At 66.4% G+C, this 15,771-nt stretch carries 16 protein-coding genes; 9 read left to right on the top strand and 7 right to left on the bottom strand.

What is annotated here, in order from left to right:
• Positions 1-27: 27 nt before the first annotated feature.
• From C4B30_RS15145 to C4B30_RS15130, 4 genes are all read left to right on the top strand, one after another.
• Entirely contained in the window at positions 28-1,203 is a 1,176-nt protein-coding gene (locus tag C4B30_RS15145; RefSeq protein WP_027785061.1) for a vWA domain-containing protein, read from the top strand.
• A 54-nt stretch (positions 1,204-1,257) separates the two neighbouring features.
• On the top strand, positions 1,258-2,469 hold the full coding sequence (locus C4B30_RS15140) for a benzoate/H(+) symporter BenE family transporter (protein ID WP_027785062.1): 1,212 nt from the start codon (positions 1,258-1,260) through the stop codon (positions 2,467-2,469).
• A 170-nt stretch (positions 2,470-2,639) separates the two neighbouring features.
• The gene (tal, locus tag C4B30_RS15135) at positions 2,640-3,593 is read left to right on the top strand and encodes a transaldolase (RefSeq protein WP_027785063.1); all 954 of its coding nucleotides are present in this window, start codon (positions 2,640-2,642) and stop codon (positions 3,591-3,593) included.
• 242 nt (positions 3,594-3,835) lie between these two features.
• A complete protein-coding gene (locus tag C4B30_RS15130) occupies positions 3,836-4,291 on the top strand; it encodes a VOC family protein (protein ID WP_027785064.1) in 456 nt (151 codons plus the stop codon).
• 88 nt (positions 4,292-4,379) lie between these two features.
• Here the strand turns inward: C4B30_RS15130 and mctP are convergent, their stop codons facing one another.
• The 3 genes from mctP to C4B30_RS15115 all read right to left on the bottom strand — a co-directional run bounded on the left by mctP (position 4,380) and on the right by C4B30_RS15115 (position 7,285).
• On the bottom strand, positions 4,380-5,930 hold the full coding sequence (gene mctP / locus C4B30_RS15125) for a monocarboxylate uptake permease MctP (protein WP_027785065.1): 1,551 nt from the start codon (positions 5,928-5,930) through the stop codon (positions 4,380-4,382).
• Complete coding sequence (locus C4B30_RS15120) at positions 5,927-6,169, bottom strand: DUF3311 domain-containing protein (protein WP_027785066.1); 243 nt, start codon at positions 6,167-6,169, stop codon at positions 5,927-5,929. The genes mctP and C4B30_RS15120 overlap by 4 nt, the downstream gene beginning before the upstream one ends.
• A 198-nt stretch (positions 6,170-6,367) precedes the next feature.
• Positions 6,368-7,285: a spermidine synthase gene (locus C4B30_RS15115; RefSeq protein ID WP_027785067.1), complete on the bottom strand. Its 918-nt coding sequence runs from the start codon at positions 7,283-7,285 to the stop codon at positions 6,368-6,370.
• A 268-nt stretch (positions 7,286-7,553) separates the two neighbouring features.
• Here C4B30_RS15115 and C4B30_RS15110 point away from each other — a divergent pair, with 268 nt between their 5' ends.
• The 3 genes from C4B30_RS15110 (at position 7,554) to C4B30_RS15100 (ending at position 8,916) form a co-directional block, all read left to right on the top strand.
• Positions 7,554-7,808, top strand: coding sequence for a DUF5336 domain-containing protein (locus tag C4B30_RS15110; RefSeq protein WP_027785068.1), 255 nt, complete (start codon positions 7,554-7,556; stop codon positions 7,806-7,808).
• A 102-nt stretch (positions 7,809-7,910) separates the two neighbouring features.
• Positions 7,911-8,504 carry a nucleotidyltransferase domain-containing protein gene (locus C4B30_RS15105; protein WP_027785069.1) on the top strand — a complete coding sequence of 198 codons (594 nt, stop codon included), beginning with the start codon at positions 7,911-7,913 and terminating at the stop codon, positions 8,502-8,504.
• On the top strand, positions 8,482-8,916 hold the full coding sequence (locus C4B30_RS15100) for a hypothetical protein (RefSeq protein WP_080681356.1): 435 nt from the start codon (positions 8,482-8,484) through the stop codon (positions 8,914-8,916). The genes C4B30_RS15105 and C4B30_RS15100 overlap by 23 nt, the downstream gene beginning before the upstream one ends.
• Positions 8,917-9,179: 263 nt before the next feature.
• Here C4B30_RS15100 and C4B30_RS15090 read toward each other — a convergent pair whose 3' ends face one another.
• From C4B30_RS15090 to C4B30_RS15075, 4 genes are all read right to left on the bottom strand, one after another.
• A complete protein-coding gene (locus C4B30_RS15090) occupies positions 9,180-9,668 on the bottom strand; it encodes a DNA-deoxyinosine glycosylase (protein ID WP_027785070.1) in 489 nt (162 codons plus the stop codon).
• Positions 9,668-10,264 (bottom strand): chorismate--pyruvate lyase family protein, encoded by a 597-nt coding sequence (locus C4B30_RS15085; RefSeq protein WP_027785071.1) that lies wholly within the window; start codon positions 10,262-10,264, stop codon positions 9,668-9,670. Before C4B30_RS15085 ends, C4B30_RS15090 begins: the two co-directional genes overlap by 1 nt.
• 8 nt (positions 10,265-10,272) lie before the next feature.
• The gene (htpG, locus tag C4B30_RS15080; RefSeq protein WP_027785072.1) at positions 10,273-12,171 is read right to left on the bottom strand and encodes a molecular chaperone HtpG; all 1,899 of its coding nucleotides are present in this window, start codon (positions 12,169-12,171) and stop codon (positions 10,273-10,275) included.
• 154 nt (positions 12,172-12,325) lie between these two features.
• Complete coding sequence (locus tag C4B30_RS15075) at positions 12,326-13,786, bottom strand: aminotransferase-like domain-containing protein (protein WP_027785073.1); 1,461 nt, start codon at positions 13,784-13,786, stop codon at positions 12,326-12,328.
• Positions 13,787-14,015: 229 nt separating this feature from the next.
• On the opposite strand from C4B30_RS15075, the gene C4B30_RS15070 reads away from it, so the two are divergent.
• Both C4B30_RS15070 and C4B30_RS15065 read left to right on the top strand, forming a co-directional pair.
• Positions 14,016-14,708, top strand: a complete 693-nt coding sequence (locus C4B30_RS15070) for a VOC family protein (RefSeq protein ID WP_027785074.1) — start codon at positions 14,016-14,018, stop codon at positions 14,706-14,708.
• A 47-nt stretch (positions 14,709-14,755) separates the two neighbouring features.
• Positions 14,756-15,664, top strand: a complete 909-nt coding sequence (locus tag C4B30_RS15065) for a DMT family transporter (RefSeq protein ID WP_027785075.1) — start codon at positions 14,756-14,758, stop codon at positions 15,662-15,664.
• Positions 15,665-15,771 lie beyond the last annotated feature (107 nt).

Genomic DNA, 15,771 nt, shown 5'->3' with positions numbered 1-15,771 from the left:
TCCTCCCTCACCCGCGAAGGCCCGGCCATGCTGCTCAATTTCTTCTACGCGCTGCGCGCAGCCAAGCTGCCCGTCTCGGTGAAGGAATACCTGACGCTGCTCGAATCGCTGAAGGCCGGGCTGATCTCGCCGTCGATCGATGCGTTCTACTTCCTCGCGCGGATGACGCTCGTCAAGGACGAGCAGTACTTCGACAAGTTCGACCAGGCGTTCGGCGCGTATTTCCACGGCGTGTCCACGCTGCCGTCCGAGGCGTTCGACATCCCGCTCGACTGGCTCGAGAAGCGCCTCGAGCGCGAGCTGTCGCCGGAGGAGAAGGCGCAGATCGACGCGATGGGCGGGCTCGACAAGCTGATGGAGCGCTTGAAGGCGCTGCTCGACGAGCAGAAGGAACGCCACGAAGGCGGCAACAAATGGATCGGCACGGGCGGCACGTCGCCGTTCGGGCACGGCGGCTACAACCCGGAAGGCGTGCGCATCGGCGGCCCGTCGAACGGCAACCGCACCGCGGTGAAGGTGTGGGAAGCGCGCGCGTACCGCGACTACGACGATTCGGTCGAGATCGGCACGCGCAACATCAAGGTCGCGCTGCGCCGGCTGCGCCGTTTCGCGCGCGAAGGCGCGGCCGAGGAGCTCGACCTGCCCGGCACGATCCGCAGCACGGCCGCGAACGCCGGCTGGCTCGATCTGCGGATGGTGCCCGAGCGCCACAACAACGTGAAGGTGCTGATGCTGCTCGACGTCGGCGGCTCGATGGACGACCACATCAAGCGCACCGAAGAGCTGTTCTCGGCCACGAAGGCCGAATTCAAGCACCTCGAATTCTTCTACTTCCACAACTGCGTGTACGACCACCTGTGGAAGAACAACCGCCGTCGCCACTCGGAACGCACCGCGACGTGGGACGTGCTGCACAAGTTCACGCCCGACTACAAGCTGATCTTCGTCGGCGACGCGACGATGAGCCCGTACGAAGTGCTGCAGCCCGGCGGCTCGGTCGAATACAACAATCCGGAAGCCGGCGCCGTGTGGCTGCGCCGCCTCGCCGACCAGTTCCCCCATCATGCATGGCTGAACCCCGAGCCCGAGCGGCTATGGGAGTACCGCCAGTCGGTCGCGGTCATCCGCGACCTGCTCGGCCAGCGCATGTATCCGCTCACGCTCGCCGGCCTCGAAACCGCGATGCGCGCACTCAGCAAGTAACGACCCCACCCGCAGATACACCGGCCGCGTCCGAGCGGCCGCCCCGGAGATAGCATGAACCCTTCGCCCACCGCGAGCGCCGGCCGCGCCCGCGGCCGCCGCTTTTTCGCCGATACGTCCGTCTCCGCGCTCGTCGCCGGCTTCGTCGCGATGATGACCGGCTACACGAGCTCGCTCGTGCTGATGTTCCAGGCCGGCCGCGCCGCCCACCTCACCGATGCGCAGATCTCGTCCTGGATCTGGGCGCTGTCGATCGGCATGGCGCTGACGACCATCGGCCTGTCGCTGCGCTTTCGCGCACCCGTCGTCGTCGCATGGTCGACGCCCGGCGCCGCGCTCTTGATCGCGTCGCTGCCGGGCGTGCCCTACCCCGAGGCGATCGGCGCGTTCGTCGTATGCGCGCTGCTGCTGACGGCCGTCGGCGTCAGCGGGCTGTTCGACACGCTGATGAAGCGCATTCCGGCCGGCATCGCGGCCGCGCTGCTCGCGGGCATCCTGTTCGAGATCGGCATCGAGATCTTCCGCGCCGCGCAATTCCAGACCGCGCTCGTGCTCGCGATGTTCTTCACCTATCTGATCGTGAAGCGGCTCGCGCCGCGCTATGCGATCGTCACGACGCTGATCGTCGGCACGGCGGCGGCCGGCGGCCTCGGCCTGCTCGACTTCAGCCATTTCCGCATCGCGCTCGCGCAGCCCGTCTTCACGATGCCCGCGTTCTCGATCGCGTCGATCGTCAGCATCGGCATTCCGCTGTTCGTCGTCGCGATGGCGTCGCAGAACGTGCCGGGCATCGCGGTGTTGCGCGCGGACGGCTATCCGACGCCGTCGTCGCCGCTGATCGCGACGACCGGCCTCGCGTCACTGCTGCTCGCGCCGTTCGGCTCGCACGGCGTGAATCTCGCGGCGATCACGGCCGCGATCTGCACCGGCCCCGAAGCGCACGAGGATCATGCGAAGCGCTACACGGCCGCCGTGTGGTGCGGCACGTTCTACCTGGTCGCCGGCATCTTCGGCGCCACGATCGCCGCGCTGTTCGCGGCGCTGCCGAAGGCGCTCGTGGTGTCGGTCGCGGCGCTCGCGCTGTTCGGCTCGATCATGAGCGGGCTCGCGAACGCGATGCAGGACGTGAAGCAGCGCGAAGCGGCGCTCGTCACGTTCATGGTCACCGCGTCGGGCCTCACGCTGCTGTCGATCGGCTCGGCGTTCTGGGGGCTCGTCGCGGGCGTCGTCACGCAGGTGATCCTGAACGCGCGGCGCCCCGCGTGACGCGGCTCGCCGCCCGCCGCGGCGCGCGCCCGACACGCCAAAACGTGCCCGACACGAATCGGGCCTAAAATGATGGATCGGAAGCGGCGCCCGGCGCCGCTTCGCTTCGCCGCCGCGCTCGCGCGCGGCCCGTGAGAACCCGGCGCCCCGCGCTCTTCTTCCGAATCGCCATGACTACCGCACTCGACCAGCTGAAGCAGTACACGACCGTCGTCGCCGACACGGGCGACTTCCAGCAGCTTGCGCAATACAAGCCGCAGGACGCGACCACGAACCCGTCGCTGATCCTGAAGGCCGTCCAGAAGGATGCGTACAAGCCGATCCTCGAGAAAACCGTCCGCGATCATCGCAACGAAAGCACCGATTTCATCATCGACCGCCTGCTGATCGCATTCGGCACCGAAATCCTGAAACTGATCCCCGGCCGCGTGTCGACCGAGGTCGACGCACGCCTGTCGTTCGACACGCAGCGCTCGATCGACAAGGGCCGCGAGCTCATCAAGCTGTACGAAGCCGCCGGCGTCGGCCGCGAGCGCATCCTGATCAAGCTCGCGTCGACGTGGGAAGGCATCCGCGCGGCCGAGGTGCTGCAGAAGGAAGGGATCAAGTGCAACATGACCCTGCTTTTCTCGCTCGTGCAGGCCGCCGCGTGCGCGGAAGCCGGCGCGCAACTGATTTCGCCGTTCGTCGGCCGCATCTACGACTGGTACAAGAAGCAGGCCGGCGCGGAATGGAATGAAGCGCGGGATGGCGGCGCGAACGATCCGGGCGTGCAATCGGTGCGCCGCATCTATACGTACTACAAGACGTTCGGCTACAAGACCGAAGTGATGGGCGCGAGCTTCCGCACGACGAGCCAGATCACCGAGCTTGCCGGCTGCGACCTGCTGACGATCAGTCCCGATTTGCTGCAGAAGCTGCAGGAGAGCAACGAGACGGTCGCACGCAAGCTGTCGCCGGAAACGCTGCAGGACAAGCCGGCCGAGCGCGTCGCGATCGACGAGGCGTCGTTCCGCTTCCAGCTGAACGACGAAGCGATGGCGACCGAAAAGCTCGCCGAAGGCATCCGCGTATTCGCCGCCGACGCAATGAAGCTCGAGAAGCTGATCGACGCGCTGCGCTGAGCCGCGTCGCGCGTCAGTTGCTGTCAGCACGACTGGCGGTAGCCGTCGGCACGCGCGCTGCAAACGGCCGCGAACGTGATGTTCGCGGCCGTTTTTATTTTTCATTCCATCGTCAAGCGCGCGCACTACAATCCACGTCACGGGTGCGGCGGCCGCCTCCCGATGTGCCCCTTTCCCAGTCAGTCTTGCACGACGCCAAGCCAGCGCCGACGCGCCGGCACGGCTCATCCCAGGAGACAACGATGCAAGTTCAACCGTACCTGACGTTCTACGGTCGTGCCGACGAAGCCCTTCAGTTCTACGAAAAGGCACTCGGCGCGAAAACGATGTTCAAGATGCACTTCAAGGACGCACCGCCGAATCCCGATTACCCGATGTCGCCGGAAATGAGCGACAAGGTGATGCACGCGAGCTTCACGATCGGCGACTCGATGATCATGTGCTCGGACGGCGATTGCAGCCAGCCTGCCGGCGCCGCGCACGCCGGCTATTCGCTGTCGCTGAACCCGGCGACGGTCGACGAAGGCCAGAAGCTGTTCAATGCGCTCGCCGACGGCGGCGAAGTGACGATGCCGTTCGGCAAGACGTTCTGGGCGCTCGGCTTCGGGATGGCGAAGGACCGTTTCGGCGTGCACTGGATGGTCAACGTCGAGGATCTGTCGCAGCGCGAGGATCTCGCGAAACGCGCGCAGGGCTGACGCAAATGAAACGCCCGCCACCTTGCGGTGGCGGGCGTTTTCGTTGCTGCCCGGCGCGTGCGCGGCACGCCGCCGCGCACGGCCCGTCTCAACCCTCGACGACGTCGAGATAATCCTCCGGCCGCGTGCGATCCTCCGCATGCGCCATGCCCATCACGCGCACCAGCACGCTCACCGCCACCGACACCACCAGGTTCACGACCAGCGACCACACGGCCGCATAGCCGGGGATCGCGAGGCCGAACAGGTGGATCGTGAAGATCGAAGTGGCCAGCTTCAGCGAGATCGCCATCCACGTACCGCAGACGATGCCGGCCGCCCAGCCGGCCAGCAAGCCGCGATGGTCGAGCACGCGCGTGTACAGGCCGAGCACGATCGCCGGCAGCGTCTGGATGATCCAGATCCCGCCGAGCAGTTGCAACTGGATCGCGTAGGTCAGCGGCAACCCGAGGATGAACGCCACCGCGCCGACCTTCACGATCAGCGACACGAGCTTCGCGACGTGCGTCTCCTGGTCGTGCGACATGTTGCGGTTCACGAATTCGCGGTGGATATTGCGCGTGTACAGGTTCGCGGCCGCGATCGACATGATCGCCGCCGGCACCAGCGCGCCGATGCCGATCGCCGCGAACGCGACGCCGACGAACCACGACGGGAAGTACTCGAGGAACAGCGCGGGCACCGCGAAGTTCGGGCCGAACGCCTTGAAGTACGGCGCGTACTGCGGCATGTCCTTCACGCCGGAGGCGAGCGCCATGTAGCCGAGCAGCGCCAGCAGGCCGAGCACGAACGAGTACGCGGGCAGCATCGCCATGTTGCGGCGGATCGAGTTGCCCGACGACGACGACAGGATCGCCGTGACCGAGTGCGGATACAGGAACAGCGCGAGCGCCGAGCCGATCGCGAGCGTCGCATACGCGCTGTAGCCGTTCAGGCTCGCCGCGTCGGGTGCCTTCAGCAGCAGCTTCGCGGGCGGCACCGCGGCGAAGATGTGCCCGAAGCCGCCGAGCTTCGCGGGGATCACGATGACCGCGGCGGCGATCGTGATGTAGATCAGCACGTCCTTCACGATCGCGATCATCGCGGGGGCGCGCAGCCCCGACGTGTACGTGTAGGCGGCGAGGATCGCGAACGCGATGATCAGCGGGAGGTCGCCGACGAAGCCGGTCGTGTCGAAACCGAGCGCGCCGATCACCACCTCGATGCCGACGAGCTGCAGCGCGATGTACGGCATCGTCGCGAGGATGCCCGTCACCGCGATCGCGAGTGCGAGCATCCGGCTGCCGTAGCGCGCGTTGACGAAATCGGCGGCCGTGACGTAGCCGTGCCGCTTCGCGATGCTCCACAGCTTCGGGAACACGACGAACGCGAACGGATAGATCAGGATCGTGTACGGCAGCGCGAAGAAGCCCATCGCGCCGGCGCCGAACACGAGCGCGGGCACCGCGACGAACGTGTAGGCCGTGTAGAGATCGCCGCCGAGCAGGAACCACGTGACGACCGTGCCGAAGCGGCGTCCGCCGAGGCCCCATTCGTCGAGATGGGCAAGATCGCCGCGCCGCCAGTTCGCGGCCAGGAAACCGATGATCGTGACGCCGATGAACAGCAGGACGAAGACGAAGGTCGCGCCGAGATTCATTGCGCACCTCCTTGCGTGCCGCTCGCCTTCCACGCGTTCTTGGTCTTGAAATACACGAACGCGGTAATCACCGCGCTGATGAAGACCCAAAGCAACTGGTACCAGTAGAAAAACGGAAAACCGAACCATTGCGGTTCGATCTTGCTGTACGACGGCACCCAGACCATCGCGATCAGCGGCAGTACCAGCAGCCAGAGCCAGCGCTTGGCGGTCCGGTTGGCGTCGGCATCGTGAGCCATGACGTCTCCTCTTCTATCCCGGTTATCGATCTTGTTGAGCGGGTACGGCAGCGAGAGGAGCAGCAAAACGGGTAGGCTGCGGCGCCCCTGGCTTCGCGCCAGTATAGGAGCCGCGAGCACGCGGTCAAGCAGGGGCGAACCCGAGGTGATCCGCCCCTTGTCGCGGGTTGCACCGGCCTGTCGCCGATGCATCCGGCGTCAGATCGCGAACGCCGCGTCGCGCGCGCCGGTCGTTGCTTTCAAAGCTTTCACCCACTTGCGCGCGGGCAGCTTCAGCGTGTCCTCGATCAGCTTCGCGCGGGCGTCGAGCTGCGCGAACGGCACGTCGAGCGCGGGGCCCGAAAACGCGATCGCGATCCGGTTGCCGTCGTGCACTTCGGGCAGCGCGATCACGCGGTGATCGAACGCCGCGTTCAGGTGCTTCATGTTGCGCACGAAGCTCGGATGATCGCCGAACAGGTTGATCGTCGCGATGCCGGCATCGGCGAGGCAGCCGCGCACCGCGCGGTAGAACGCGACACTGTCGAGCACGGGGCCGCGCGCGGTCGCGTCGTACAGGTCGATCTGAATCGCGCCGGTCGTGCCGCGGTTGGCCGGATCGTTGACGAAATCCCACGCGTCGGCTTCGTGCACGGCGAGGCGCGCGTCGTCCGGCGGCAGCGCGAACATCGTGCGCGCGGCGACGATCACGGCCGGGTTCAGCTCGACGGCCTCGACCTTCGCGTGCGGCAGGAATCGATGCGAGAACTTGGTCAGCGCGCCGGTGCCGAGGCCGAGCTGGACGATCCGCTCGGGCGTTTCGAGGAACAGCAGCCACGCCATCATCTGCTGCGCGTATTCGAGCTCGATATGCAGCGGCTTCGAGATCCGCATCGCGCCCTGCACCCATTCGGTGCCGAAATGCAGGAAACGCACGCCGCCCTCTTCGGAGAACGTGACGGGCGCGAAGCGCGGCTTGCGCGGCGCTTCGAGCACCGGCACGTCGTCGTGTTCGTCGATGTCCGGGCGGCGCTTCACGCGCGGCGGCTGGAGCTTTTCGGAGCCGTTGTAGGCGGACGCCTTGCGTTGCTTGAACGCGCGCGCCTCGGCGGACGCGCGCTTGATCAGTCGGGTCATGATGATTGAATCTCGCTGGGGTGACGCTGGATGAGCGGACGAGAGGATAGCATTGGTGGGAGGACGAACGGTCGGAGCCCGCCCGGCCGTTGTGCGCCCGCGATCCATTCGCACGCCGTGAGCGGCGTGCACGATAATGCAAGGCAACCACACGGAAGGAAGCTCGCTGACGGAGCTGGCCGCTTTTGCGAAGCGATGCGCTATCGTCAGCGCCACGCCGGCTCACGGGACCATCCTCGCCACAACCGGCAGACGATGAGGGGACACCATGAGGTCGAACGACAGGAATATCTGGTTTCCGGCGAAACGCTACGGATGGGGATGGGGTTTGCCAGTGGCATGGCAGGGCTGGGTCGTACTGCTGCTGTTCGCGATCGGAATTGTCGCGAGCGCGTCGCTGCTGCCGCCGCAACGCTCGCCGGTTGCGTTCGGCGCGTGCATCGTGGTGCTGGTCGCACTACTGACCGCGGTGTGCTGGATCAAGGGCGAGAAACCGCGGTGGCGATGGGGCAAGGACGATTGAGCGCCGCGGACGGCCGACATCGGCATCAAGCACGAATCGCCCGAGCCAAAATCCGGCTCGATCGTGCTAATTTTTGGCTCGATCGTGCTAACATCGCAACCTATGACCAAGCTCGGCGACGCCCTTTTCTCCAACGCACAGCAACCCATTCTGGCCTGCCTGTTTGGGCGGCCCGAACAGTGGTTTCACGTCAAGGAGTTGATTCGGCTGACGAATCTGGGCAGCGCCAGCGTCCAGCGCGAATTGAATCGCCTCGAAAAAGGCGGGCTCATCGAAACCCGACGCATCGCCAATCTCAAACAGGTACGGGCCTTCGCAGGCAGCCCCATTTTCAGCGAGCTGCGGCTCATCGTGCTCAAAACTTTCGGGGTCGTCGAGGTACTCCGCGAAGCGCTGTCATCGCTGGCTTCAGAGATAAAACTCGCCTTTGTGTACGGCTCGGTTGCCCAAGGCAGCGACCACGCAGGCAGTGATGTCGACATTATGTTGGTCAGTGAGACCCTCAGCTATGGACAAATCATGGCCGCACTCGAGCCGGCTGAACGGCAGCTCGGCCGGGCGATCCAGATTACCCAGTACATTCCCGGCGAGTTTCTCGAACGGAAGCGCAACAATCATCCATTTCTTGCGGAAGTGCTGCGCCAGCCGAAGCTTATGGTTATAGGAATCGAGGATGACATCGAACAGATTGGATAACCTCGTACGCATTGGAAAACTAAAACCTTTCCCGGCGAACCGCAGCGAATTCGAGCATCTGCTTGGCCTCGCTCGAACCTTGCTCGACACCGTCACAAGCAGTAGCGCAATGGCAACGGAAAGCCAGTTCATTCTCGCCTACGACGCTGCTCACGCCGCATCACGCGCCGCGTTGCGGGCTCATGGATATCGGAGTGACGACAGATACCTGGTTTTTCAGTGCCTCGAACACACGATCGGATGGCCAACCGAAAAGTGGCGCGTGCTCGATACCTGCCATCGGCGGCGTAACGCGGCCGGATACGAGGGCAACATAGATCTCCCAGCGAGTTTGACGGCCGAGTTGGTCGGGCTTACGACCGAGCTCGTTGAAACCGTATCTCGACTCAAACATCTGCTACCGCCCACCTGATACTGCTTCACCGAATACTCGAAATCCGGCGAGTCTCGGAAGCGCAGTCCGCGCCATATCACCTGCTTCTGTTCAAACGAAAGCATCGAATTTGCTGGACTTGACGAGCGGCAATGGTCCACGTCGACCTGCGGTTTCCCCGTGCCGTTTCTGCGGGAATCGATCATTCCGTTCGGTGCGTCGGAATATGTCGCGCTGTTCGAGACCGACGACCATCGGACGGTGACGAGCCTTGCGGTGCGCGATCAGCAGGAAAGCGATTGCTATGGAAGCCGGCTGGAAAGAATCTCGCGCCAACACGCCAGCTTCTGCTCGAACGACAGCATCGCATTCGCCGGGCTCGACGAAGGCAGCACGAGCGTTTCGTACCCGGCCTGGCCGATCACGTCGGCGAATCGCCCTGCCGTCTTGCCGTTGAAGCACACGCGCTTCAGCAACGGCGCATGCTCGCGCAGCGAATCGAAGTCGTTCGGCTTTGCGTTCCGGATCGCCGAATCGAGACTGCCCTGCCGGTGGCACGCATCGAGGACGTCCCAGATGCCGATGCCGTGCGACAGCACGCGCTCGAGCCGCGCGTCGTACGGCAGTTCATGCAGCGTCGGCTCGCCGAGCACCGCGCCGAGCAGTCGCCAGAACTGGTTGCGCGGATGCGCGTAGTACTGCGCGGCGTCGAGCGACGCCTCGCCCGGAAAGCTGCCGAGAATCATCGTGTGCGTATTCGGCGCGACGACCGGCGGAAAGCCTTGCAACATCACGCGCTTCCGTGCGGCCCGACCGATCGCGGCCCATCGCCGTACGCATCGAGATGGCGCCACAGCGCCGGCAGCATGCACTCGGTGACCATCAGCGGCTTGCCGTGACGCTGGAACACGGAGCGCCGCGCGGCAAACGCATGCGGCGCACGCGCGCCCTGCAATGCATGGCTCGCGAGCGCATACAGCGGATGACCGGCGATCACGCGCCGGCTCACGAGCGCCGAGCGCTCGACCTGCGGATCGCTGTACAGCAGCTCCGCGAGCGGCCGCGTACGCAGCCGCCGCATCGCCTGCCACACGCCCTTGCTGGCCGCGAGCGGCGCAATGCTGTGCGCGGCGACGTACGGCGTGCCGTCGACCGACAGGATCACCTCGCGCACCCACATCGGCGCGCGCGGCGAACTGGCGAGTGCATCCGGCTCGTCGAACCACGCACGGTCGACGGCCTCGCGCGTCACGCGCACGTTCACGCGGCCGAGCCGCGCGAGATGCGCGGTCAGCGATCCGCCGCGCGTCAGCCAGTCGCGCTGGTCGAGCGTGCAGCCAGGCCGCGGCGTCTCGCGCCAGCCGGCCCGAGCGCCGTCGAATCGCATGCGCACGTTCACGCGGCGCGCGACAGCAGCAGCGCGTTGGTCCGCTTCACGAAGCTCGCCGGATCGTCGAGCATGCCGCCTTCGGCCAAGAGCGCCTGATCGAACAGCAGATGGCACCAGTCGCCGAAATCGGCGCTGTCGGCATTCAGCTGCTTCACGAGCGCATGCTCCGGATTGATCTCGAGGATCGGCTGCATCGCAGGCGCGTTCTGGCCGGCGGCCTTCAGCATCCGCTGCAGGTAGCCGCTCATGTCGTTGTCGTCCGCGACGAGGCACGACGGCGAATCGGTCAGACGGAACGTGACGCGCACTTCCTTCACCTTGTCGCCGAGCGCTTCCTTCATCTTCTCGACGACCGGCTTGATCGCCTCGCCGGCCTGCTCCTGCGCCTTCTTCTCCTCGTCGTTCAGCTCGCCGAGATCGAGATCGCCGCGGGCCACGCTCGCGAGCGGCTTGCCGTCGAATTCGTGCAGGAACGACAGCATCCATTCGTCGACGCGGTCGGTCAGCAGCAGCACCTCGACGCCCTTCTTGCGGAACACTTCCAGATGCGGGCTGTTCTTCGCGGCCTGCCACGTATCGGCGGTCACGTAGTAGATCTTGCTCTGCTCGGGCTTCATGCGCGACACGTAGTCGGCGAGCGACACGTCCTGCGCGTCGGTGTCGCCGTGCGTCGACGCGAAGCGCAGCAGCTTCGCGATGCGTTCGCGGTTCGCGTGGTCCTCGCCGAGGCCTTCCTTCAGCACCTGGCCGAACGCGCCCCAGAACGTCTTGTACTTCTCCTTGCCGGCATCCTCTTCCGCGTTCGCGAGTTCCTCGAGCATGGACAGCGCGCGCTTGGTCACGCCTTCGCGGATCGCCTTCACGTCACGGCTTTCCTGCAGGATCTCGCGCGACACGTTCAGCGGCAGGTCGGCCGAATCGACCACGCCCTTCACGAAGCGCAGGTATTGCGGCAGCAACTGCTCGGCGTCGTCCATGATGAACACGCGCTTCACGTACAGCTTCAGGCCGCCGCGATAGTCGCGGTTCCACAGGTCGAACGGCGCGTGCGCCGGCACGAACAGCAGCTGCGTGTATTCGCTGCGGCCCTCGACGCGGTTGTGGGTCCACGTGAGCGGATCCTGATGATCGTGCGCGATGTGCTGGTAGAACTGCGTGTACTGCTCGTCGGTGACGTCGCTCTTCGAACGCGTCCACAGCGCGCTCGCCTGGTTGACGGTCTCGTCCTCGTCCTTCAGGACCATCTCGCCCTTTTCCTGATCCCACTCTTCCTTCTGCATCAGGATCGGCAGCGCGATGTGGTCGGAGTACTTCTGGACGATCGACTTCAGGCGGTGCGACGACAGCAGGTCGTCCTCGCCTTCGCGCAGGTGCAGCGTGATCGTCGTGCCGCGCTGCGCGCGCTCGATCGCGTCGATCGTGAAATCGCCCTCGCCGGCGCTTTCCCAACGCACGGCTTCGCTCGCCGGCAGGCCCGCGCGGCGCGTTTCGACGGTGATCCTGTCCGCGACGATGAAGCCCGAGTAGAAGCCCACGCCGAACTGGCCGATCAGCGCCGCGTCCTTCTGCTGGTCGCCGGACAGCTTCGTGAAGAATTCCTTGGTGCCCGAACGCGCGATCGTGCCGAGGTTCGCGATCGCCTCGTCGCGGCTCATGCCGATGCCGTTGTCGTCGATCGTGATCGTGCGCGCGGCCTTGTCGTAGCCGATGCGGATGCGCAGGTTCGGATCGTTCTCGTACAGCGCGTTGTCCGCGAGCCCTTCGAAACGCAGCTTGTCGGCTGCGTCGGACGCATTCGACACCAGTTCGCGCAGGAAGATTTCCTTGTTGCTGTAGAGCGAATGGATCATCAGGTGGAGGAGTTGCTTGACCTCTGCCTGAAAGCTCATCGTTTCATGTGCCATGGATATTGTTTCCTCTTACTTGAACTGAAAAGGGGTAACGCCGGCGCCCGGCGCGCGATGCCGGCGGCCCCACGAAGGACGACCGCCTGGCGCCGGCGGTTTGCGCGCCTATCTGGGGACGGCACGCGGCATTTCAAGAGCCCGCCGCGCCGCGTCAGGACGCGCGCCGCGCCGCCGAGTCGATATAGCGCGCCAGCAGCCCCGGCAGCGCCGGATCGCCGCAGTTCGCGACGTTGAAGCGCATCCACGTGGACGGCGACTGCTGCGGCGAGAACAGGCTGCCCGGCGTCAGCAGGAAGCCGGCTTCGTGCGCGACCGCCGCGAGCGCGTCCGAATCGACGCCCGTGTCGGCCCACAGGAACATCCCCGCCGCCGGCATCGTGAAGAGCCCGAGCCCCGTGCGCTCGAGCATCCGAGCGGTCTTGTCGCGCACGCCGTCGAGCCGCGCGCGCAGCCGCTCGACGTGGCGCCGGTAATGCCCTTCGGTCAGGATCTTGTACAGCACGCGTTCGTTGAGCTCGGGCGTCGTCATCCCGACCAGCATCTTCTGGTCGGTGACCGCCTTCGCGATCTCCGGCGCGCAGGCCACGTACCCGACCCGCAAGTTCGCCGCGAGCGTCTTCGAATAGCTGCCGAGATAGATCACGCGCTTCAACTGGTCGAGGCTCGCGAGGCGCGTGGCCGGATAGCTGGGCGGACACAGATCGCCGTACACGTCGTCCTCGACCACGAGGAAATCGTAGGCCTCCGCGAGCTTCAGGATCCGGAACGCCTGCGCGGCCGACAGCGACGTGCCGGTCGGGTTCTGCAGCACCGAGTTGATCACGAGCATCTTCGGCCGCCACATCTGCACCAGGGTTTCGAGCGCGTCGAGATCGGGGCCGTCGGGCGTATACGGCATCCCGACGAGTTGTGCGCCCTGCGCCGCGAAACGGCCGAACATCTGGAACCACGCGGGATCGCCGACGATCACCGCATCGCCCGGCCGCATGTAGATCCGCGAAATCAGGTCGATGGCCTGCGTGATGCCGGAAACCAGCACGATCTGTTCGGGCTTCGCGCCGATCTCGACTTCGGCGAGGCGCGTCTGCAGTTGCTGGCGCAGCGGCAGGAAGCCCTGCGCGGTGCCGAAGCCGAGCATCTGCGCGCCCGACTGGCGCCCGAGCGCGCGCAGCGCCCCGGTGATCAGCTCGCCGTCGAGCCAGCGGCCCGGCAGGTAGCCAAGGCCCGGCCCCTTCTCCGGGCTGACGGTGTGCAGCATGTTGCGCAGCAGCCAGACGACGTCGATCGTGTTGTGCACGGGCGCGGCCTCGGCCACGCGCGCGACGCTGTCGGCCGGCTGCGGCCCGGCGCCCGTGCGCTCGCGCACGTAGAAGCCGGAGCCGCGCCGCGAGTCGAGGTAGCCCTGCGCAACGAGGCGCTCGTAGGCCTCGACGACGGTGAAGCGCGACACGCTCTTGTCGAGCGCGAGCTTGCGGATCGACGGCATGCGCATGCCGGGACGGAACACGCGTTCGTCGATGCGCCGCCGCGCCCACTGGACCAGCTGGTCGACGAGCGTGAGCGTGGCCGTGTCGTGCGGCGCGGGAATCTGGGCGAGTGGGACGGTGGACATGGGCGGCAGCTCCAACTGTACCGAAGGCTATCGCGCCGATTGTACCGTTACTGTGCCGGTAGCGACGATTACAGTTGACCGGAATGGCGATCGTGCGGCCGCCGTTCGCGCCCCGCCGCACCAGGCGCTGGGGCGCCGGCCCGTATTACGGCTCGTACCGCGGCCGGTCCGGCCGCCGCCCGGCTCGTCGCCCGCCTACCATGACACTTTCGTTTCCCGACCCACGTTCATGCCTGCTCGCTCCCTGACACTCGACCATCTCGTGATTGCCGCGCGCACCCTCGACGAAGGCGTGCGCCATGTCGCCGACGCACTTGGCATCGAACCGGCCGGCGGCGGCCGCCACCCGCTGATGCGGACCCACAATGCGCTGTTCGGCGCGTGGGGCGGGCTCTACCTCGAAGTGATCGCGATCGATCCCGATGCGGCCGCGCCGGACGACGGGGCGAAGCCGCCGCGCGCGCGGCTGTTCGGCCTCGACGATCCGGCGATCCACGCGCGGCTCGCGCAGGGCCCGTTTCTCGCGCACTGGGTCGCGCGCGTCGACCGCCCGCGCCAGCTTGCGCTGTGGCAGCGCCAGTATCCGGCTCGTATCGCGCCCGTCGTCGCGATGCAACGCGGCGACCTGAGCTGGGGCCTCACGGTGCCCGACGACGGCAGCTTCCCCGCCTGGCAAGACGCAGGCGACGGCCTCGTGCCGTCGCTGATCCAGTGGGACAGCCCACGCCATCCGGCCGAATCGCTGCCCGGCGACGGCATCGCGCTGAAAGCGCTCAAGGGCACCCACCCGCGCGCGGATACGATCCGCGAGCAGCTCGACTGGCTCGGCGCCGCTCACCTGCTCGACGTCGAACCGACCGACGGTCCGCCGGCGCTCGTCGCCGAATTCGACACGCCGCAGGGCCCGCGCACGCTGCGCTGAACGCCCGCCCGATCACGACCACCCTGCAAGACGGAGACACCCACGACATGAATTCGCGCGAAACCCGGGGCATGCTGCTCGGCCTCATCGGCGTGATGATTTTCAGCCTGACGCTGCCGATGACGCGGATCGTCGTATCCGAACTCAACCCGCTGCTCAACGGGCTCGGCCGCGCGCTCGCCGCCGCCGTGCCGGCAGCCCTGCTGCTGTGGTGGCGCCGCGAGGCGCTGCCGACGCGCGCGCAACTGAAAAGCCTCGCGATCACGTCGGCCGGCGTGATCATCGCGTATCCGGTGTTCTCGGCCTGGGCGATGAAATCGGTGCCGGCGTCGCACGGCGCGGTGGTCAACGGGTTGCAGCCGTTGTTCGTCGCGCTGTATGCGGCATGGCTGTCGCACGAACGGCCGTCGAAGGCGTTCTGGGTCAGCGCGGTGGCCGGCAGCGCGCTCGTGATCGCGTTCGCGCTGCGCGACGGCGGCGGCACCGTGCAGGCCGGCGACGCGCTGATGCTCGTCGCGGTCGGCATCGGCGCGCTCGGCTATGCGGAAGGCGCGCGCCTCGCGCGCCAGATCGGCGGCTGGCAGGTGATCTGCTGGGCGCTCGTCGTGTCGGCGCCGTTCCTCGTGCTGCCGGTCGGCTGGCTCGCGTGGATGCAGCACGCCGCGCATCCGGGCCCGCTCGCGCTGCGCACGTGGCTCGCGTTCGGCTACGTGACCCTCTTTTCGCAATTCATCGGCTTTTTCGCGTGGTATGCGGGACTCGCGATGGGCGGCACCGCGCGCGTCGGCCAGGTGCAACTGCTGCAGATTTTCTTCACGATCGCCTTTTCCGCGCTGCTGTTCGGCGAAACGGTCACGTCGTCGACGTGGCTGTTCGCGGCCGCCGTGATCGCGACCGTGGTACTCGGGCGCCGCTCGGCGGTCGCCACGACCGCGCAACCGGCTCGCGCCGGCTGAACAGGTGCGCCATAATGACCGTTTTGCCTGATCGGTTTTGCCCACCCAGCCGCGAAGGCTCGATCGCACTCGCGTTCGCCCACCCGGCAGCGTCGAAGCGATCCGCC

Origin of the sequence: Burkholderia sp. BE12 (assembly GCF_002959955.1) — a bacterium.
GTDB lineage: Bacteria > Pseudomonadota > Gammaproteobacteria > Burkholderiales > Burkholderiaceae > Burkholderia.
This window is presented reverse-complemented; position numbering and strand designations above follow the sequence as displayed.